Genomic DNA, 19385 nt, shown 5'->3' with positions numbered 1-19385 from the left:
GCCTAGTTCTTGCTCGCGAAAAACTTACAGGCGCCGCATTCATTGAGCACGCGTTATCGTTAACGTTTTTCGCGAGCAAGCTCGCTCCTACAAAAAACCCCCAACCGGTCACCCGGTTGGGGGTTTTTCTTCGCCTGTAGTTTAAGGCTTAGCGAGTCACGCGGCTGGTACCGTCGACGGTCATGATGCGTACGCGGTCGCCAATGCGGAAGATTTCATTTTCCTGCACGGCTTGTACGTAGGCGCGCATGCTGCCGTCGTCTTCGCGCACGGTGATTTCCACGCCCTGGGTACGGGTCAGGCCTTCTTCAGTGGCCGAGCCCAGCAGGCCGCCCGCAACGGCGCCGATCACCGCGGTAACGATGCTGCCACGGCCGCCACCGATGGCGCTGCCGCCAACGCCGCCGATGACTGCGCCCGCAGCGCCGCCGATTGGGGTTTTGGTGCCTTCGATTTTCACTGGACGCAGGGATTCGATGGTGCCCATGCGAACGGTCTGTACACGACGCGCCTCATCACGAGAGTACGAGTCGCCGGTCAGACTCGAGGCGCAGCCACCCAACAACAACGACAGGGTGGTAAAGCAGGCAACTAGTAAAACGGACTTACGCATAGCATCAACTCCAAAGGACAGGTATTCATTAAACGCTGTGGCTTGGCGCGTGTCACGGCGCGCCAGGCAGAAACTTGCTTTCATTCAGCCTGAGTACAGACTGCCAGCACCAGAGAACTCGACGAACGGTAACCAAGCCAGGGTACAGAACGATGCCATAACCGGCTCGATCAGTGTAGCGCACAGCCGAAAGCGCCCGGAGCCTCTTGAACAGAGACTTCGGCGCAACGGTGTTGATTCAGGTGGGATGACGAAAGGTGACGCTCAAGGCGCCAGACGCTCGCGGGACCATTGGCCGTCTTGCAAACGGTAGTTGAGACGATCATGCAGGCGGCTGGCGCGGCCTTGCCAGAACTCGATGCGCTCGGGCAGTAAACGGTACCCTCCCCAATGCTCTGGGCAATCGGGCTGGGTATCGCTGAAACGCTCTTCAGTGGCCTTCAGCAGCGCCTGCAGCTCTTCGCGATCACGAATCACCCTGCTCTGCGGAGAAGCCCAAGCGCCCAGGCGACTGCCCAACGGGCGCACCTGGTAATAAGCATCCGACTCTTCAGGCGTGACCTTGACCACGCGCCCTTCAATGCGTACTTGGCGCTCCAGGGTTGGCCAGAAGAAGGTCATGGCCGCAAACGGCCGCGCCGCGAGTTGTTCACCCTTGGCGCTCTGATAGTTGGTGAAGAAGGTAAAGCCCTGTGCATCCAGGCCCTTGAGCAGCAGGATGCGGCAGTGCGGGCGACCGTCCTGGTCGACCGTCGCCAGCGTCATGGCATTGGCCTCCACTGGCGGCTGTTCGGTTTTAACCGCATCGCCAAACCATTGGTGGAACAACGCAAACGGCTCGCCCGGGGCCTGGGCCTCGCTCAAACCGTCCCGTGTGTAGTCACGGCGCATATCGGCCAGTGCCTGGGTCATGCGGCTTTATCCTTGTGGTTCAACAGCTCAGTTTTTCGCCTGGTCGTTCGAAGCAGGTGCCGCCTTGGCTTTGGCAGTCGCCGGCTTCTTGGCAGCCGGCTTGGCCGCAGCCTTTTTAGCCGCTGGCTTGGCCGCCGCTTTCTTGGCCGTGGCCTTTTTGGCAGGTGCTTTTGCCGCCGGCGCTGGCGCAGGCACATTTTGCACCGCGACCATTTCAGCTACGGGCGGGGTCTTGCCCGAGTTGTACTTGCTCAGCAGTGCCAACATCGTTGTACGCTGAGTGAACATGATTTCCATGCGACGGTTCAGCGCACGCCCCTGATTGCTGTCGTTGGCGGCACGCGGCATAAGGTCGCCCATGCCACGCAGCATCAAGCGATCCTGTTTCAGACCACTCAGGCTGAAAATCGAGGCAATGGACTGCGCACGTTCCTTGCTCAACGCCTGGCTGGCAGGAGCGCTGCCAGTGGCATCAACATGGCCCAGCACCAGTACGGCGGTCTTGGGGTCAGCTTCAACGGCCTTGGCCACCCGTGTGAACGGGCCGAGGGTCACCGGCAGCAACATGGCCGGGCGCTTCGGGTTGTAGGAACCGTCTACCGGAGCAATCACCACCAGTGTGTTGTCACGGCGCTCAAGTTGCAGGTTGCTGTCCTTGATGGCCGCACGCAAGCGTGGTTCGTATTCGTCCAGCCAGGCTTGGGTGATCTTCGGGTCAGGCATTTGTACGTTGGTCACGTCGACCTTGGCCAACGGCTTTGGCTTGCTTTCGAACGGCCACCACCAACGCGGCTCGCTGTCGGTCTTGGCGACGACTGGCGCCGCGTCCGAGGCCGGGGTTGCGGCCTTCAGGTCGGCCTTCAAGTCAGCCTTGGCGTCGGCAGCTTTTTCTTCGGCACTCTTGGTGGAAAACGGCCACCAGCTGTAACCGGTGTCAGCCTTGGCAGGCGCTGCTGCAGCGGCGACAGGTTCAACAGGCTTGGCACCCGCGGCCGGCTTGGCGTCGGGCTTGGTATCCGGCTTGGCGTCGGTCTGGGCCACTGGATCCTTGGTTGCCGCTTTGTCAGATCCAAATGACCACCAATGCCCACCTTCGGCATCATTTTGTGGAGTTTGTGCACAACCCGTAATAGTGAGACACAGCGCCAGTGCCAAAGACTTGTTCGATAACATGAGATATCCACAAAATGAGAAAAAACAGGGGGTCGCGGGACCCGTTAAACAGACGCTAAAAGAACATTCAAGTTACAACATGTCGTTCAGCATCTTTTTTATACTTGCCTTTGTAACAAAAAATTGTGAAACAGCAAGGGGTTTATAGACAACCGGCCAATATTCCGACCAACTTCTGGGCACGCGGGTCCATAAGTACGTAAGGCCCCAGGGTATTAGTCACAAAACCGAAGGCTACATCATGTTCAGGGTCGGCAAAGCCGACTGAGCCCCCTGCCCCTGGATGCCCGAATGCACGGGGCCCAAGGCCGAACGTGGCATTGGGCAACTGCGGTTGATCCAACATGCAGCCCAGGCCGAAGCGGGTTTGGGTCAATAAGGTTTTATCCAGCCCGATACTGTGCTCACGGGTCAATTGTTCGAGCATGTCGCTTTCCAGCAAACTACCGTCCAACAAACCACTATAAAACCCGGCCAGGCTGCGCGCATTACCGTGGCCATTCGCCGCAGGCTGCTGCATGCGTCGCCATTCGGGCTTATTAGTGCTGGTCAGAATAGACGGTGGGTTGGCAAATGCACGGGTAGTCATCGCCGCAGGCTCGCGCATCATTACTTGAAGTAACCGTTGCGCGGCTTCATCACCCATAGTGCCTTTGCTGCGCGCGATATGGGCGACGCGATAAAACTCTTCATCCGCCAGGCCCACATGAAAGTCCAGCCCCAATGGGCGTGCCACCCGCGCCACGATCGACTCCCCCGGCCCGCGCCCATCGGCGCGGCGCAACAGTTCGCCAACCAGCCAGCCATAGGTGATCGCCTCATAGCCATGGCCCTGGCCCGGGGTCCACCACGGGGCCTCGGCCGCCAGAGTATCGACCATCAATTGCCAGTCATACAGGGCTTCGGTGGGCAGCATTTCGCGGATGGCGGGCAGCCCGGCCTGGTGGCAGAGCAACTGGCGCAGCGTGATCGTTTCCTTGCCAGCCGCGGCAAACTCCGGCCAGTAATCGGCCACCGGCGCATCGAGCTTGAGCTTGCCTTCGGCCACCAGTTGCAGGGCAGTCACTGCCGTGAAGGTCTTGGTGCAGGAGAACAGGTTGACGATGGTATCGCTGTGCCAGGCCTCGGCACCGTCCTTGTCGGCAGTACCGGCCCACAGGTCGACGACCGTTTGCCCGCCGATCTGGATGCATAGCCCGGCACCACGCTCCTGAGGATCATCGAACAGGGCGGCGAAGGCTTCGCGCACCGCTTCGAACTGCAGCTCGTAATGACCCTGAATCTGCACCTAAGTCCCCTCGGAAAACACCATGAAAAGTGGTCGCCATTCTTTCAGCCATTGTGGGTTTTGTGAACCCGTCAACGATGAATCAATGCCCATTCCCAGCATGCCCGCCAGGGTGCCCGGCGCCCTGCCCCGCGCCTTTGCCCTCACGCCCAGGTTTGGCGGCGTCACTTTCACGCGTCGCTTGGGTGGCCTTGGCTTTTTGCGCCTCACGGCCCAGTTGGTCGAGCGCGGCCAGGTTGCTCTTGCGCACCGTCTCGACAAAGCCCTGGAAAGGAACATCGGTGATGCCGACCAGGCCGAAATGGCCGTTTTCACCATCCAGCAGACGCCCGGTGACCGGCTGGTCCAGGTACTGGAACCAGTGCACCCCGACAATCGACGGCTCGGCCACCGCCTGTTTGAGGAAGGTGGAGTACGCCGTGCCGCGGTCTTCTTCGCGGGCCAGTTGCGTCACGCCGCCCCAGAACGGGCCACGGTCGGCAGAGCCAAAGTTGAATTCGGTGATCAGTACCGGTTTGTCCAGCGCACGCAGCGCGGCGAAGTCATAACCATCCTGAGGCTTCAAGGTATACATATTGAAGCTCAGCACATCGCAATACTGCGCGCACGATGCGACCGCTTCCGGCGTACTCACCGCAAAGCGACCGCCCAGCAACAGCTGGTTGGGCGCATGCCACTTCAGCGAGTCAGAGATGGTCTTGAAGTAAGCATCGGCGAAGGTCTTCTGGAAATACTTGAAGTCGGCTTCGATCTCCGGGTGTTCAGGGCTGGGCATCGGCGGCTCAAAGCCTGGGTCTTCCATCAGCTCCCAACCGGCCAGTTGAATGCCCCAGGCTTTGGAAAGGCCCTCTTCATTGCGGTACTTGTCGCGCAGTTGCTTGAGGAAGGCGCGCTTGGCCGGCACGTCGGTGGTCATGCGCAGGGTGCCGTAGGCCAGGGCGTAACGGGATTTTGCATCCTCGCCGGGGCCGGCCCAGGCCAATTCGTTGTCGGCAAAGAAGCCGATCAACCACGGGTCGTCGCGGTGGTCACGGGCCGCGATGGCCACGGCGCGTTCGGTGGCCATGGCAAAGCGTGGGTCGAACGGGTCGGGCATGCCGCCCCACCAGTCGGTGCCGGTGCTGATGCTGGCATAATCACCGACAATCGACAGCGGCAAGGTGTACGGCACGCGGTCGGCAGTGGCCAGGTCCGGATCGCTCCAGTTGCCGACGGTGTTGAAGCCCCAGGCTTGCAGGCGATCGAGCGTATGCGTCACCCAGCGTGGCTGGTCCAACGCGTCACCGCCGTAAGTGCGTTGCAGGTTGGCGCCATAGAAATCGTACCAACGCCCCGAACCGAAGCCGCGACCTTCGCCGGCGCCGTTGCCGGTGCGGCTGTCGTCGCTGCCGTAGTACTTATCAAAAGGTTCGCCGGCCTTGGGCAGCGCCGCGAACATCCACTCGCGCCCCGCCACGTAGGTCTGGCTGTTGTCCGGCGCCACGGTGTTCACCCCCAGGGAGTAGAACGGATGCCCGTCCGGCGTCACCAGGTACCAGCGGCCGTCGCGCTTCTGAGTGCGGAAAAAACCGCTGGCGTCGAAGGCCGGGCCCTTTTTCCAGCCGCCGTATTGATCCAAGGAGGACTTGTCCCGCTCGGCCAGCCAGGCCTTGAGCTGCTGTTGTTCCTTGGCGGCAGATGCCTTGAGTTGCTCGTCGCTGCTGACCTTTTCCGGCCAGCGTGCACGGGTGGACTGACCATAGGCGTCCACCAGTTCAGTGTAGGCGGCCTTCACTACCGGCTCGCTGTCCTGCACGCCGAAGCGCTCCAGCAGGATACTTTGGGCGGCATTGGGCTTGAGCATCGACAGGGTCACCGAGACGACCTGGCTGCGGTCGACTTCCCCGGCGCTGGCGGCCAGCAACACCCGCTGGCCATCCACGGTCATTGGCATCGGCGGGCCAGCCTTCATGCCCTGGCTCAGGGGTGAATTGGCTTGCAGCGGGACGAGCAGCGTCTGGGCCGGGCCGGCCGGCAGGTCGATGCGGCTGACGAGCGTCTTGCCGTCGGCGCTCTGCACCTTGACGTAAAGGGTCAGCGCCCAGTTCATCGCGCTCTGGATACGCAGGCTCATGGCGCTCGATTGCGACCAGTCCCACGTACCGGTCTGCGGGCTGAGCACCAGGCTCGGCTCGGCAGCCGGGTTGAAGGTGATACGGCGCAGCACCTCGCCTTCGGGCGTTTGTTCGGCGTTGTATTGCGGCAGGCTGGCGTCCTGGGTCGCCACCTTGACCACATCGGCAGGCCTGACGAAGTTGAACAGCGTTTGTTGCCCCTCGGGCGCCGCCATCAACGGCGCAGCGAACAGCAGGGCAAAAAGAGCGGGCAGCGTGCGGATCATACGAACAAAGTTCTCCCAAACGGCCGATGACTGGCCTGACGATAGTGATGAGATAGACCACGCAGTGGGCGAATCCGCCCACAGTGGCTTAAGAAATTTCGCGCCTGAACGGCGGCAAGGCATTGAGGATCGCCTTGCCATAGCGCTGGGTAACCAGGCGCCGATCGAGCAAAGTGATGGTGCCGCGGTCTTCTTCGGTACGCAGCAGCCGCCCGCAGGCCTGTACCAGCTTCAGTGAAGCATCTGGCACCGAAATTTCCATGAACGGGTTACCACCTCGGGCTTCGATCCACTCGGCCAGTGCGGCCTCGACCGGGTCATCCGGCACCGAGAACGGGATCTTGGCGATCACCACGTGTTCGCAGTAAGCGCCGGGCAAGTCCACGCCTTCGGCAAAGCTGGCCAGGCCGAACAACACGCTGGAATCCCCACCGTCGACCCGCGCCTTGTGCTTGTTCAGGGTTTCCTGTTTGGACAGGTTGCCCTGGATAAACACCTGCTTGCGCCAGTCGCGGTCAAGGCCGTCGAACACGTCCTGCATCTGCTTGCGCGACGAGAACAGCACCAGGGTGCCGCGGGAGCCTTCCACCAGCGACGGCAGATCGCGAATGATCGCCGCCGTGTGCGCGGCCGCGTCCCGTGGGTCGGCCTTGAGGTCTGGCACCCGCAGCACGCCGGCGTCAGCGTGATGAAACGGGCTGGGTACCACGGCGGTAACGGCCTTTTTCGGCAGGCCGGCGCGCATGCGGAAGCGGTCAAAAGTGCCCAGGGCTGTCAGCGTGGCCGAGGTCACCAGGCAGCCGTAGGCGACGTTCCACAGGTTGCGGCGCAGCATTTCGGCGGCGAGGATCGGACTGGCGTTGACCTCGATATCGAACAGCGCACCGCTTTCCGACAGCGTCAGCCAACGGGCCATGGGCGGGTTGTCTTCCGGGTCTTCGACGGTAAAGGCGGTCCACAGCTCCCAATTGCCTTGGGAACGAGACAGCAGGCTGCCGAACAAGGGGTACCACTCTTCGGCCTGGTTGCTGGCGATGCCGATATTGACCTCGCCATCCATGCCTTCCTTGAGCAAGTCCGTCAGGCGCGTGAACAGGTCGGTGAGGCGTGAAAAGCCTTTCTTCAGCTCGATGCCCATTTCGCGCATGTGCTCGGGGATCATCCCGCCGACAAAACGATGGCGCGGGCGCTCACGGCCCTCGACGTCTTCACCGGGCTTGAAGTCCGCAACCTGCTCGCAGGCGCTGAACATGAACTGCTGCTGGGTCTTGATCTCGCGCGCCAGCTCCGGCACTTGCTCGATCAGCTTGCCCAGGTCGCCGGGCAACGGGTGCTGGGCGAGCAACTTGGTGAGGTTCTTGGCGGTGGTTTCCAGCCAGTCGGCCGTGGAACGCAGGCGCGTGTAATGGGCGAAATGGCCAATGGCCTTGTCTGGCAGGTGGTGGCCTTCGTCGAACACATAGAGGGTGTCGCGTGGGTCGGGCAGTACCGCGCCGCCGCCCAGGGCCAGGTCAGCCAATACCATGTCGTGGTTGGTGACGATGACGTCCACCTTGCCCATGCCTTCGCGCGCCTTGTAGAAGGCGCACTGGCCGAAGTTGGGGCAGTGGCGGTTGGTGCATTGGCTGTGGTCGGTGGTCAGGCGCGCCCAGTCGGAGTCTTCCAGGGCAGTGGGCCAACTGTCGCGGTCGCCGTCCCATTTATTGCCGGCCAGCTTCTCGATCATGCTGGTAAACAGCTTTTGGCTGACCTCATCCACCTCGATCTTGAAGCCTTCTTCTTCGAACAAGGAGGCGGTGGCGGTTTGGGCGTGGCCTTCCTGCAGCAATACGTCGAGCTTGGACAGGCACATGTAGCGGCCACGGCCCTTGGCCAAGGCGAAGGTAAAGTTCAAGCCACTGTTGCGCATCAGGTCGGGCAGGTCTTTGTAGACAATCTGCTCTTGCAGCGCGACGGTGGCGGTGGCGATCACCAGGCGCTTGCCAGCGGCCTTGGCCGTGGGGATCGCGGCCAGGCTGTAGGCCACGGTCTTGCCGGTACCGGTACCGGCTTCAACGGCCACTACCGCAGGCTCACCCTCGCGACGGCCTTCGTCGTCGGTGTCGATATCCCCGAGGACTTTTGCCACTTCGGCGATCATCAGGCGTTGGCCGTAGCGCGGTTTCAAGCTTTTGGCTTCGAGAAAACGCGAATAGGCGCCCTGGATCGTGGTTTTGAGTTCAGTGCTGATCATGGATAGTCGGGCGCAAAAAACGCTGGATAAATTTTCAGTGGTTCGGATCGGCCGCTATCATACCCCGCTAATTAATCCCGCGCAGAACGGAGTACCACAATGACCGCGTTTAGCCTCGCTTATACCCTGCATGTACTGGCCGCCTTGATCTGGGTCGGCGGCATGTTTTTCGCCTGGATGATCCTGCGCCCCGCCGCCATGGCGGCACTTGAGGGCCCTGCCCGGCTCAAGCTATGGGCAAATGTGTTTCAACGTTTTTTTGTGTGGGTATGGGTGGCGGTGGTGCTTTTGCCGATCAGCGGCATGGGTTTGCTTCACCTGCGCTTCAGTGGTTTTGAAACCGCGCCGCGTTATGTGCAGATGATGATGGGCTTGTACCTGGTGATGACGGCGCTGTTTATCCGCATCCAGGCGTTGAAATTCCCGGAGCTGAAGGCGGCGGTGGCGACTGAAGATTGGCCGGCGGGCGCGGCTGCGCTGGGGCAGATTCGCAGGTTGGTGGGGATTAACTTGATTGTCGGGTTCGTGGTGGTGGCAGTGGCTTCGGCTCGGCCGATGTTCTGAGCTGTTCTTTCTGACACTATCGTGGCGGTATCTACACAACTCTGTAGCGCTCAACGGCAACCACGATGCGAAGCGAGCCGCTCTTGATCTTGCTCTTGATCTGCTTGTGATCTTGATCTCAGGCGCCCCGTTAAACCACGCTGGCCGAACGCAGGCTTGAATTCGTGGGTAACCCGGCAGGACGCCGGGTTAGCCGCCCCGCGCCATGGATGGCGCGTGGCGGCGGCCCACGGATTCAAGCCTGCGTTCGGGCACACCGAGCCCAAGCGAGGTGCCGAGTGGTGGGGCAAGAGCCCTTTGGTTACTTTGGGGCTTTTCCAAAGTGACCCGCCGTCAGGGCGGCCCCCTAGGTGGCCGTTACCTAAATAACGGATATGTACCCGGTCCAACTGTGTTGACTGTCAGGCCGTCTTCGCAGCGATGCGGCGACCCGACAAGCCAGCTCCCACAATTTGATCGCGGGGCGTCAGGTAGATAAGCGTCGACTGTCAGGCCGTCGCGGGAGCAAGCTCCCTCGCCACAGGTCCAGCATCGCGCCGAAAATGTGTAGATACCTATGGCTTGCCCGCGATGGCGTAAGGCCAGGCGAATCAGAGCCGCTGGATAGTCACAGACCCCGCAGGCCCAGCCGGCCCCGGTTGCCCTTCCAACCCTGGACGGCCCTTTTCGCCGCCGTCCGCGCGGTACACCAGGCAGCCCTTGGATTGCCCACCCTTGCCGGGTTTACCTGCAACACCTGCCAGGCCTCCGGCCCCGCCATCGACCCAGACCTTGATCTGTTCAGCCGGGAACGCCTGCGGCAACTCCAGGCGCACCTGGGCACCCGCCGCCCCTGGCCGGCCATCGCCGCCGTTATCGCCATTAAAACCGCGCCCGGCTGAACCCCAGGTGCAACCTGGGTCCACACCGTTGGCACCGTCCAGGCCCGCATACCCTTGGGCGCCGGCGCCGCCACGGGCATCCACCGACAGCGCTTCGGCGGTCAGCGAGTTAATGCGCAAGGTCAGGTCACGCCCAGCCTTGGCGGGTTTTTCGTGGGTGCCGGGAGCGCCCCGTGAGGTGATCTGGCTACCGTGCTCCAACTGCGCCTCGCGCACTTGCATTTGCAGTGCGGTATTGCCGGGAACAATGGTGATGCGTGCGTCGCGCCCCAAGTGCAGCTCATCCACCGTGACTTGGCTGATGGTGGCCGGAATCAGCAAGGTGCCGTAGTCCGCCACGTCCAGGCGCTCGAGTTGCAACACGCTGGTGCTGCTGGGCAAACGCATCAACGAATTGGTTTCAACACTGACGCTCTGGGCCAGGGCAACGGGGCTGACCAACAGGGCCAACAGAAAAACCTTACGCATCATGGGGCTCCTGAGTGTTTTCAAATTTTTCTTTGAGCGCACAGTAACGACTTCTACAGGCGATTTGCCAGTGAAGGATCAAAAAACTTCAGTTCTCCCCCGGCGGCTATCGACCGCCGCGCTCTAGGCCCACGCGCCCAGCCGCGCTAGTCTCTACGGTCTTGATGCGAGGATCTGCAATGACCGCTGGAATTTCTGCCCGTACGCCCCAACAAGCCTTGGCGGCCCTGCTGGACCTTCACAGGCCAAAACGCCTGTTATTAGTGGGCGCCAGCCATTTTCCGGCGCTGGATGCTTTCAAAGCTGCGCACCCGGATACCGAGGTGTTCTATGCCCCGCCAGGGCCATTGCCGGAAAACCTCGCGGTGCAGCGCTTTGACCTCGCGCTGGTGGTCGACTGCCTGGAGCACCTGACCAAGCCCCAAGGCCTGACCCTGCTCGGTGGCATTCGTAACCTCAACGCCAGCCGCATCGCCGTGCTGGCCGACCTGGGCGCCTGCGACTGGAAGGACACCGACTTTTTCTCCCTGGCCCTGCAAGCCGGCGAACGCTTCCAACGCGATGATCAGGTACTGACGCTGTTTACCTATGATCTGCTTGACTATAAACAGGTGCCGGACTGGCTCAACGCCCGCTTCTGGGCCAACCCGGAAAACTTCGGAAAGTATTGGTGGTAACCCGATGAGTACATCCATTTGCCCGTGCGGCAGTGGCAATCTGCTGGATGCCTGCTGCGGCCATTATCACGCCGGTCACCCGGCCCCCTGCGCCAGCGCGTTGATGCGCTCGCGCTACAGCGCCTATGTGCTGGGCCTGGTCGATTACCTGGTCGCCACTACGCTGCCTGCGCAACAGGCCGGCCTGGACCGCGACGCCATTGCCGCCTGGAGTGCCCAAAGCACCTGGCTGGGCCTTGAGGTGGAAAGCTCCGAGGTGTTCGGCGGCCAGCCGGAACACGCCTTTGTCACCTTTACCGCGCGCTGGCATGACGCTACTGGTGAACATAGTCACCGCGAGCAGTCTTCTTTCGTACAGAATGAGGGGCGCTGGTACTTCATCGACCCTACGGTAGAAGTGAAGGCCGGACGTAACGACGCCTGTTTGTGTGGCAGTGGGCAGAAATTCAAGAAGTGCTGTTCCAGCTACTTCTAATCACTTGACGGGGGAAACGCCATGCTTCGGATGTATAGCTTGATGCTGGCGTTGACCCTGGGCCTGACCGGCTGCGCGTCCTGGTTCGAAGACGACACGCCGCCGCCCCACGTTTCCCTGGTCAAGGTCGAAGTGGTGCGGGCCAAGCTGTTGGAGCAGAAATTCAAGCTGTACTTTCGCGTGGACAACCGCGACGACGCCGACCTGACCGTGCGTGGCCTGGTCTACAAGGTCAGCCTGGGCAACCTGGTATTGACCGAAGGCGAGTCCAACGAGTGGCTGACCGTACCGCCACGCGGGCATAAATTCTTCAAGGTCTCGGTGCGCACCAACCTCTGGCCACAGGTGCGTGAGGTGGTGCAGATGCTGAAAAATCCCGACCGGCCCGTGCCTTATCGTTTAGAGGGCGAACTGAAAACCGGATTATTCATCGGTAATGACGTGCAGGTGGCACACAATGGCGAGATAATCCCCGGCGATTTTATTCCGGAGCAACATCGATGACACAGCAACCCCATGTCCATGGTCCTGACTGCAACCACGATCATGACCACCATGATCACGACCACGGCCATGTCCACGGCCCGAACTGCGGCCACGCTCACCAAGAGCCGGTGCGCAATGCGTTGAAGGACGTCGGTCGCAACGACCCCTGCCCGTGCGGCAGCGAGAAGAAATTCAAGAAGTGCCACGGTGCTTAAGTACTGAAGATCAAAATGCCGGCGGCCCCCCGCCCCAGCCTTGATCCAAGGTTACATGCGATCAAATGTGGGAGCGGGCTTGCTCGCGAATGCGTTCCGTCAGTTGATACAGACACTGACTGATACACTGCTTTCGCGAGCAAGCCCGCTCCCACACAGGTCTGCGCCTGACTCAAGTTCTAATGCTTAACCCAAAACTCCCGCTTGCGTCGTTTCGCCGCGCTCACTAACGTAGCGCCTTTACTGACGCTACCCCCCGCAGGAGCTTTGCCATGGCCTCGCCAGCCCTCTTACATTTTCTTCCCCGGTTCGGCGTTGCCGCGGCAGTGGTCAGTGCCTTGGGCCTGGCCGGTTGCCAGCTCCAGAACACCCAGGACACCCTGCCGCCCGTTGCTGGCGTGCAGCCGATCAAGGGCCTGGCACAGAATGTGTCGGTGCGCCGCAATGCCCAAGGCATGCCGCTGATCGAAAGCAACACCTTCCACGACGCACTGTTCAGCCTCGGTTACGTGCACGCCAGCGACCGCATCACCCAGATGGTCACCCTGCGCCTGCTGGCTCAGGGCCGTCTGGCGGAAATGTCGGGGCCGCAAGTGCTGGACGTCGACCGCTTCATGCGGGCGGTCAACCTCAAGAAAAGCGCTGGCGAGTTGTACAACGCCTCATCGCCACGCCTCAAACGCTTCTTTGAAGTGTATGCCCGAGGCGTCAACGCCTACCTGTTCCGCTACCGCGACAAGCTGCCGGCGGACCTGGCCCAGAGCGGCTACAAGCCCGAGTACTGGAAGCCGGAAGATTCGGCGCTGCTGTTCTGCCTGCTCAATTTCAGCCAGTCGAGCAACCTGCAGGGGGAGCTCTCGTCCCTGGTGCTGGCGCAAAAGGTCGGCGTCGACAAACTCGCCTGGCTCACCCCAAGCGCACCGGACGAACCCGTCCCGCTGGCAGAAGCCGACAAGCTCAAAGGCGTCAACCTGAGCCAGATCACCGGCCTCGCCGGGCTGGAAACGGTAGGCCAGCAATTGCGCAGCCTCAACGCCCTGGGCGTCACCACCTCAAGCAACTGGGCCATTGGCCCGCAACGCAGCCGCAGCGCCAAGAGCCTGTTGGCCAACGACATCGCCGCGCAGCCACAAGCACCGTCGCCGTGGAACTACGTGCAGATTCGTGCGCCCAAATACCAGGCCGCCGGTGCTTCGATTGCCGGCCTGCCGACCCTGCTCTCCGGTTTCAACGGCAAAGTGGCGTGGAGCATGAGCGCGGTCAAGGGCGACACCCAGGACCTGTTCCTGGAGAAGGTCAAACGCCAGGGCAACGCGCTGTACTACGAGAACAACGGCAAATGGCTGCCGGCCGGCGTGCGCAACGAAACCTTCTTCATCAAGGGCCAGCGCTCAATTCGCGAAGTGGTGTACGAAACCCGCCACGGCGCCCTGCTCAACAGCAGCCAGGCGCTCACCAGCGGCCTTGGCCTGGCCTTGCAAACCGCCGACTTCAAGGACGACAAGAGCCTGGATGCATTCTTCGACCTGTCCCGTGCCCAAAACGCTGGCAAAGCCTCGGATGCCACCCGCGAGATTCGCGCCATCGCCTTGAACATGATCTTCGCCGACGCCAGCAACATCGGCTGGCAAGTCACCGGCCGCTTCCCCAACCGCCGCGAAGGCGAAGGCCTGTTGCCATCGCCGGGCTGGGACACGCGCTTTGACTGGGACGGCTACGCCGACGCAATGTTGCACCCGTACGACCAAGACCCGGCCCAGGGCTGGATCGGCACCGCCAACCAGCGCACCGCACCGCGTGGCTACGGCATGCAACTGTCCAACGCCTGGGATGCACCGGAACGCAGCGAACGCCTGGCGCAACTGGCCAACGCCGGCAAGCATGACAGCCGCAGCCTGATTGCCATGCAATACGACCAGACCACCCTCTTCGCCGCCAAGCTCAAGAATATGTTCCAGGCGCCGGGCATGGCCCAGCCCCTCAAGCAGGCCATCGATGCATTGCCGGCAGCGGAACGCGCCAAGGCCCGCGAAGCACTCGAGCGCCTGATGGCCTTCGATGGTCGACTGGCGACCACCTCGGCTGACGCGGCGATCTATGAACTGTTCCTGCAAGAAAGCGCCCGGCAAATCTTCCTCGACAAACTAGGCCCGGAAAACAGCGCCAGCTGGAAAGCCTTCGTCAGCAACGCCAGCCTGTCCTACTCGGCCATCGCCGACCACCTGCTGGGCCGTGAAGACAGCCCGTTCTGGGATGACACGCGTACCGCGCAAAAAGAAGACAAACCCGCGATCCTGGCCCGCACCCTGGCCGCCGCCATCACTACTGGCGACAGCCAATTGGGCGCCGATCACAAGGCCTGGCAGTGGGGCAAGCTGCACAGCACCACGTGGAAAAACACCAGCGGCCAGGTCATCCGCGGCCCCTTCGCCAGCGGTGGCGATCACAACACCCTGAACCCGGCACCGTACACCTGGGGCCAGGATTTCAACGCGACCCAAGTGTCGGCGCTGCGCATGATCATCGACTTCGGCCAGACGGAGCCAATGATGGGCCAGGGCGGCATCGGCCAATCCGGCAACCCAGCCAGCCCGAACTATGCCAGCGGCATCGACCCGTCGCTGAAGGCGCAATACCTGAGCTTTCCGATGCAGCCGCAGAATTTTGAGAAAGTGTACGGCAAGACAAGGTTGACCCTGACGCCCGGTAAGTAACCGGGCTTCCTTGACGAAACCGGATAACGCTGTGTGGCTTGCTGCGATAGCAGCCGACGGTAACCACGATGCGAAGCGAGCCGCTCTTGATCTGCTTTTGATCTGCTTTTGATCTTAGGCGCCCCGTTAAACCACGCTGGCCGAACGCAGGCTTGAATTCGTGGGTAACCCGGCAGGACGCCGGGTTAGCCGCCCCGCGCCATGGATGGCGCGTGGCGGCGGCCCACGGATTCAAGCCTGCGTTCGGGCACACCGAGCCCAAGCGAGGTGCCGAGTGGTGGGGCAAGAGCGTTTTGCTTACTTTTGCGCTGTTCAAAAGTGAGCCGCCGTCAGGGCGGAACCCTAAGCGGCCGTTACCGCAGCAATGGATATGTACACAATCCAACTGTGTTGACTGCCAGGCCGCCTTCGCGAGCAAGCCCGCTCCCACAGTTGGATTGTGGGGTATCAGGTAGATAGGTGTCGGCTGGGAGGCCGTCATCGCAGGCAACCCCCCCAGTTGGATCGCGGGGCATCAGGCCAACATCGAAGGCAAACCCACCTTTGCACTGCCCGCATTCAAATAGAACTTCTAGACCCAGCCCCGCCTCATAAGTAACAAGCCCACCGCCCCGGCCACCCCATGGACCTCGTCATCGCCCGCCCCGAAGGCCTCTACTGCCCTGCCGGTGATTTTTACATCGACCCCTGGCGCCCAGTGGAACGCGCAGTCATCACCCACGCCCACGGCGACCACGCCCGCACCGGCAATCAACACTACCTGGCCGCCGCCCCCGGCGAAGGCATCCTGCGCTGGCGCCTGGGCCAAGACATCAATCTGCAAACCCTGGCCTACGGCGAACGGTTGGTGCATCACGGCGTGACCTTGAGTTTTCATCCGGCCGGGCATGTCCTGGGGTCGGCCCAGGTACGCCTGGAATACCAGGGCGAAGTCTGGGTGGCGTCTGGCGACTACAAGATCGAACCCGATGGCACCTGCGCGCCCTTCGAACCGGTGCGCTGCCACACCTTTATCACCGAATCCACCTTCGGCCTGCCGATTTACCGCTGGCAGCCCCAGGCGCAGATTTTTGCCGGGATCAATGACTGGTGGCAGGCCAATATCGCCAACGGCAAAGCCAGCGTGCTGTTCTGTTACTCATTCGGCAAGGCTCAACGCATCCTCCATGGGCTGGACGCCAGCATCGGCCCGATCCTCAGCCACGGCGCGGTCGAGCCGTTGAACCGGGTGTATCGCGAAGCGGGCATCTACATCCCCGAGACCCTGTATGCCGGCGACTTCAAAAAAACCGACCCACTGCTGCGCCAAGCCCTGATCATCGCCCCGCCCTCTGCCGGAGGCAGTACCTGGATGCGTCGTTTTGGCGACTACAGCGACGCCTTCGCCAGCGGCTGGATGCGCCTGCGCGGTACACGGCGGCGGCGCGGCGTGGACCGTGGCTTCGTGCTCTCGGACCACGCCGACTGGCCGGGCCTGTTATGGGCCATCGAACAAACCGGCGCACACCGGGTGATGGTCACCCATGGTTCGGTGGGCGTGTTGGTGCGTCACCTGCGGGAAAAGGGCTTGGATGCCCAAGGCTTCAGCACCGAATACGGCGATGACGAAGAAGAGACCACTGCATGAAAGCCTTCGCCGAGCTGTACGCCAACCTCGACGCCACCACCTCCAGCAATGCCAAGCTCGCGGCCCTGCAAGCCTACTTCCTGCAGGCGCCACCGGCCGATGCGGCCTGGGCCGTGTACTTTCTCAGCGGTGGGCGGCCACGGCAATTGGTGCCGACACGTCTGCTACGGGACATGGCCACCGAAGCGGCCGGTATCGAACCCTGGCTGTTCGAAGAGAGCTACCAGTCGGTGGGTGACCTGGCCGAGACCATCTCCCTGCTCCTGCCAGAATCCACCTACACCTCCGAAGACGGCTTGGCCGTATGGCTGGAAGAAAAACTGCTGCCCCTGCGCGGCCTACCGCCCATGGACCTGGCAGAACGGCTGCCCGCGCTCTGGGCGCAATTGGACCAACCGAGCCTGATGGTGTGCATCAAGTTGATCACCGGCAGCTTCCGGGTCGGGGTGTCCAAACTGCTGGTGACCCGCGCCCTCGCTGCCATGGCCGACCTCGACAGCAAGCGCGTGGCGCAGCGGCTGGTGGGCTACACCGACCTGTCGAACCGTCCGACAGGCGAAGGCTACCTCAAGCTGATCGCCGCCGAATCATCCGACGAGCACGCGCAACGTGGCGGGCAGCCCTATCCGTTTTTTCTGGCTCACGGGCTGGCGCAACCGGTTGAGCAATTCGACAGCATCCTCGGTCCGCCCGCCGACTGGCAGGTGGAATGGAAGTTTGATGGCATTCGCGCACAACTGGTCAAGCGCGAGGGGCGCCTGTGGGTCTGGTCTCGCGGTGAAGAGTTGCTGACTGAACGTTTCCCTGAACTCCATAGCCTGGTCAGTGGCCTGCCCGACGGTACGGTGATTGATGGCGAAATCGTGGTGTGGAAAGACTCGGTGCAACCCTTCGCGCTGCTGCAACAGCGCATTGGCCGCAAGACCTTGAGTAAAAAAGTGCTAGAGGATGCGCCAGTGGCGGTGCTCGCTTACGACCTGCTGGAGTATCAGGGCGACGACTGGCGCAACCACACCCAGGCCGAACGTCGTACCCAATTGGAACAGGTGATCGCGGCGTGCAACCAACCGGTGTTATTGCCCTCGCCCTTGCTGGAAGGCAAGACCTGGGCAGCCTTGGCCGCGCAGCGCGAAGCCTCTCGCAGCCTGGGGGTGGAAGGCATGATGCTCAAGGATCGAAAGGGCCTCTACGGCGTGGGCCGCACCAAGGACATGGGCCTGTGGTGGAAGTGGAAGGTCGACCCCTTCAGCGTCGACGCCGTGTTGATCTACGCCCAGCGCGGCCATGGTCGGCGCGCCAGCCTCTACAGTGACTACACCTTCGCCGTATGGGACGGCCCGCCGGGCAGCGAGCGCACCCTGGTGCCGTTCGCCAAGGCGTATTCCGGGCTGACCGACGAGGAAATGCGCAAGGTCGACGCCATTGTGCGCAAAACCACGGTGGAGAAATTCGGCCCGGTCAGCAGCGTGACGCCGAGCATGGTGTTTGAGCTGGGTTTCGAGGGGATTGCCCTGTCCAAGCGGCACAAGAGCGGGATTGCCGTGCGGTTTCCGCGGATGCTGCGCTGGCGCCAGGACAAGGCGGTGGAAGAAGCGGACAACCTGGCCACGCTACAAGACCTGCTGACCTGATATAGCCAGCTCCCACCTTTTGATCAGCGACCGATCCAGAATGGTGCACTGGAAATTCCATGCCCACTTTCGGGCACCGCCTACACTTGAAACTGCCTTATCCCACCTTTTAAAAAGCCCATCCGGAACTATGGTGCAGAAATTGCTACTTGTGATGGGTCTGACACCGTTCAGTAACAGTCCTAATCGCGCCACAAGCGCTTATCTTGGTTTCCAGGGATTACCTAATGAAAAAAGCATTGCTGACCCTTTCTGCACTGGCTCTGTGCATGGCTGCTGGTGTTGCTACAGCCAAGGAATACAAGGAATTGCGTTTTGGTGTCGACCCTTCCTACGCACCGTTCGAATCCAAGGCCGCCGACGGCAGCCTGGTGGGCTTCGATATCGACCTGGGCAATGCGATCTGCGCGGAGCTGAAGGTCAAGTGCAAGTGGGTCGAAAGTGACTTCGACGGCATGATCCCGGGCCTGAAAGCCAATAAATTCGATGGCGTGATTTCGTCGATGACCGTGACCCCAGTGCGCGAGAAGGCCATCGACTTCTCCTCCGAGCTGTTCTCCGGCCCGACTTCACTGGTGTTCAAGAAAGGCGCTGGCTATTCGACGCCAGAATCTCTCAAGGGCAAATCCGTCGGCTACGAGCAAGGCACCATCCAGGAAGCCTACGCCAAGGCTGTGCTGGATAAAGCCGGGGTGACCACCAAGGCTTACGCCAACCAGGACCAGGTGTACGCCGACCTGACCTCCGGGCGCCTCGACGCTTCTGTGCAGGACATGCTGCAAGCCGAACTGGGCTTTCTCAAGTCGCCAGCCGGTGCCGGCTATGAAGTGAGCGCCGCGATCGACGACCCGCTGCTGCCGTCGAAAACCGCGGTCGGTATCAAAAAAGGTAACACTGAACTCAAGGCGCTTTTGGATAAAGGTATCAAAGCGTTACACGATGATGGCACCTACGCCACTATCCAGAAGAAACACTTTGGCGATCTGAACCTGTACAGCGGCAAATAATGCCTGGGGCGCCCTGCTTCGGGCGGGGCGCTTTTTTATCG

At 61.6% G+C, this 19385-nt stretch carries 16 protein-coding genes; 9 read left to right on the top strand and 7 right to left on the bottom strand.

Going from position 1 to position 19385, the window contains the following annotated elements:
* Window positions 1-148 precede the first annotated feature (148 nt).
* The 6 genes from N2A98_RS06800 to dinG form a co-directional block, all read right to left on the bottom strand.
* A complete protein-coding gene (locus N2A98_RS06800; RefSeq protein ID WP_003189251.1) occupies window positions 149-613 on the bottom strand; it encodes a glycine zipper 2TM domain-containing protein in 465 nt (154 codons plus the stop codon).
* A 264-nt stretch (window positions 614-877) separates the two neighbouring features.
* A complete protein-coding gene (pdxH, locus tag N2A98_RS06795; RefSeq protein ID WP_044272641.1) occupies window positions 878-1525 on the bottom strand; it encodes a pyridoxamine 5'-phosphate oxidase in 648 nt (215 codons plus the stop codon).
* 27 nt (window positions 1526-1552) lie between these two features.
* On the bottom strand, window positions 1553-2698 hold the full coding sequence (locus tag N2A98_RS06790; protein WP_003189249.1) for an OmpA family protein: 1146 nt from the start codon (window positions 2696-2698) through the stop codon (window positions 1553-1555).
* 142 nt (window positions 2699-2840) lie between these two features.
* A complete protein-coding gene (locus N2A98_RS06785) occupies window positions 2841-3986 on the bottom strand; it encodes an EstA family serine hydrolase (RefSeq protein WP_003189247.1) in 1146 nt (381 codons plus the stop codon).
* 82 nt (window positions 3987-4068) lie between these two features.
* Window positions 4069-6366: a beta-galactosidase gene (locus tag N2A98_RS06780; RefSeq protein ID WP_275623179.1), complete on the bottom strand. Its 2298-nt coding sequence runs from the start codon at window positions 6364-6366 to the stop codon at window positions 4069-4071.
* 88 nt (window positions 6367-6454) lie between these two features.
* The gene (gene dinG / locus N2A98_RS06775) at window positions 6455-8599 is read right to left on the bottom strand and encodes an ATP-dependent DNA helicase DinG (RefSeq protein WP_032893148.1); all 2145 of its coding nucleotides are present in this window, start codon (window positions 8597-8599) and stop codon (window positions 6455-6457) included.
* 99 nt (window positions 8600-8698) lie between these two features.
* On the opposite strand from dinG, the gene N2A98_RS06770 reads away from it, so the two are divergent.
* Complete coding sequence (locus tag N2A98_RS06770; RefSeq protein ID WP_275623178.1) at window positions 8699-9163, top strand: CopD family protein; 465 nt, start codon at window positions 8699-8701, stop codon at window positions 9161-9163.
* A gap of 590 nt (window positions 9164-9753) precedes the next feature.
* Here N2A98_RS06770 and N2A98_RS06765 read toward each other — a convergent pair.
* Window positions 9754-10512 carry a hypothetical protein gene (locus N2A98_RS06765; RefSeq protein ID WP_044272632.1) on the bottom strand — a complete coding sequence of 253 codons (759 nt, stop codon included), beginning with the start codon at window positions 10510-10512 and terminating at the stop codon, window positions 9754-9756.
* A 179-nt stretch (window positions 10513-10691) separates the two neighbouring features.
* On the opposite strand from N2A98_RS06765, the gene N2A98_RS06760 reads away from it, so the two are divergent.
* The 8 genes from N2A98_RS06760 to N2A98_RS06725 all read left to right on the top strand — a co-directional run bounded on the left by N2A98_RS06760 (window position 10692) and on the right by N2A98_RS06725 (window position 19344).
* Window positions 10692-11189, top strand: a complete 498-nt coding sequence (locus N2A98_RS06760) for a DUF6231 family protein (RefSeq protein ID WP_034134824.1) — start codon at window positions 10692-10694, stop codon at window positions 11187-11189.
* A gap of 4 nt (window positions 11190-11193) precedes the next feature.
* Window positions 11194-11664, top strand: a complete 471-nt coding sequence (locus N2A98_RS06755) for a YchJ family protein (protein ID WP_003189238.1) — start codon at window positions 11194-11196, stop codon at window positions 11662-11664.
* Window positions 11665-11685: 21 nt separating this feature from the next.
* Window positions 11686-12168: an LEA type 2 family protein gene (locus N2A98_RS06750; RefSeq protein WP_032893153.1), complete on the top strand. Its 483-nt coding sequence runs from the start codon at window positions 11686-11688 to the stop codon at window positions 12166-12168.
* Window positions 12165-12365, top strand: coding sequence for an SEC-C metal-binding domain-containing protein (locus N2A98_RS06745; RefSeq protein WP_003189235.1), 201 nt, complete (start codon window positions 12165-12167; stop codon window positions 12363-12365). The genes N2A98_RS06750 and N2A98_RS06745 overlap by 4 nt, the downstream gene beginning before the upstream one ends.
* Window positions 12366-12637: 272 nt before the next feature.
* Complete coding sequence (locus N2A98_RS06740) at window positions 12638-15079, top strand: penicillin acylase family protein (protein ID WP_275623177.1); 2442 nt, start codon at window positions 12638-12640, stop codon at window positions 15077-15079.
* Between the two features lie 622 nt (window positions 15080-15701).
* The gene (locus tag N2A98_RS06735; protein WP_275623176.1) at window positions 15702-16706 is read left to right on the top strand and encodes a ligase-associated DNA damage response exonuclease; all 1005 of its coding nucleotides are present in this window, start codon (window positions 15702-15704) and stop codon (window positions 16704-16706) included.
* On the top strand, window positions 16703-18337 hold the full coding sequence (locus N2A98_RS06730; RefSeq protein WP_044272625.1) for an ATP-dependent DNA ligase: 1635 nt from the start codon (window positions 16703-16705) through the stop codon (window positions 18335-18337). The genes N2A98_RS06735 and N2A98_RS06730 overlap by 4 nt, the downstream gene beginning before the upstream one ends.
* Before the next feature lie 227 nt (window positions 18338-18564).
* A complete protein-coding gene (locus tag N2A98_RS06725) occupies window positions 18565-19344 on the top strand; it encodes a transporter substrate-binding domain-containing protein (protein ID WP_033902768.1) in 780 nt (259 codons plus the stop codon).
* Window positions 19345-19385 lie beyond the last annotated feature (41 nt).

It is taken from the genome of Pseudomonas sp. FJ2-5-13 (genome assembly GCF_029201605.1).
GTDB lineage: Bacteria > Pseudomonadota > Gammaproteobacteria > Pseudomonadales > Pseudomonadaceae > Aquipseudomonas > Aquipseudomonas lactis.
This window is presented reverse-complemented; position numbering and strand designations above follow the sequence as displayed.

Bases quoted from the DNA above. Each gene is read 5' to 3' on its own strand.
- N2A98_RS06780 (WP_275623179.1), bottom strand. From the start codon at position 6,366: ATGATCCGCACGCTGCCCGCTCTTTTTGCCCTGCTGTTCGCTGCGCCG.
- N2A98_RS06800 (WP_003189251.1), bottom strand. From the start codon at position 613: ATGCGTAAGTCCGTTTTACTAGTTGCCTGCTTTACCACCCTGTCGTTG.
- N2A98_RS06730 (WP_044272625.1), top strand. From the start codon at position 16,703: ATGAAAGCCTTCGCCGAGCTGTACGCCAACCTCGACGCCACCACCTCC.
- N2A98_RS06755 (WP_003189238.1), top strand. From the start codon at position 11,194: ATGAGTACATCCATTTGCCCGTGCGGCAGTGGCAATCTGCTGGATGCC.
- N2A98_RS06750 (WP_032893153.1), top strand. From the start codon at position 11,686: ATGCTTCGGATGTATAGCTTGATGCTGGCGTTGACCCTGGGCCTGACC.
- N2A98_RS06735 (WP_275623176.1), top strand. From the start codon at position 15,702: ATGGACCTCGTCATCGCCCGCCCCGAAGGCCTCTACTGCCCTGCCGGT.
- pdxH (WP_044272641.1), bottom strand. From the start codon at position 1,525: ATGACCCAGGCACTGGCCGATATGCGCCGTGACTACACACGGGACGGT.
- N2A98_RS06790 (WP_003189249.1), bottom strand. From the start codon at position 2,698: ATGTTATCGAACAAGTCTTTGGCACTGGCGCTGTGTCTCACTATTACG.
- N2A98_RS06760 (WP_034134824.1), top strand. From the start codon at position 10,692: ATGACCGCTGGAATTTCTGCCCGTACGCCCCAACAAGCCTTGGCGGCC.
- dinG (WP_032893148.1), bottom strand. From the start codon at position 8,599: ATGATCAGCACTGAACTCAAAACCACGATCCAGGGCGCCTATTCGCGT.
- N2A98_RS06765 (WP_044272632.1), bottom strand. From the start codon at position 10,512: ATGCGTAAGGTTTTTCTGTTGGCCCTGTTGGTCAGCCCCGTTGCCCTG.
- N2A98_RS06770 (WP_275623178.1), top strand. From the start codon at position 8,699: ATGACCGCGTTTAGCCTCGCTTATACCCTGCATGTACTGGCCGCCTTG.
- N2A98_RS06725 (WP_033902768.1), top strand. From the start codon at position 18,565: ATGAAAAAAGCATTGCTGACCCTTTCTGCACTGGCTCTGTGCATGGCT.
- N2A98_RS06745 (WP_003189235.1), top strand. From the start codon at position 12,165: ATGACACAGCAACCCCATGTCCATGGTCCTGACTGCAACCACGATCAT.
- N2A98_RS06740 (WP_275623177.1), top strand. From the start codon at position 12,638: ATGGCCTCGCCAGCCCTCTTACATTTTCTTCCCCGGTTCGGCGTTGCC.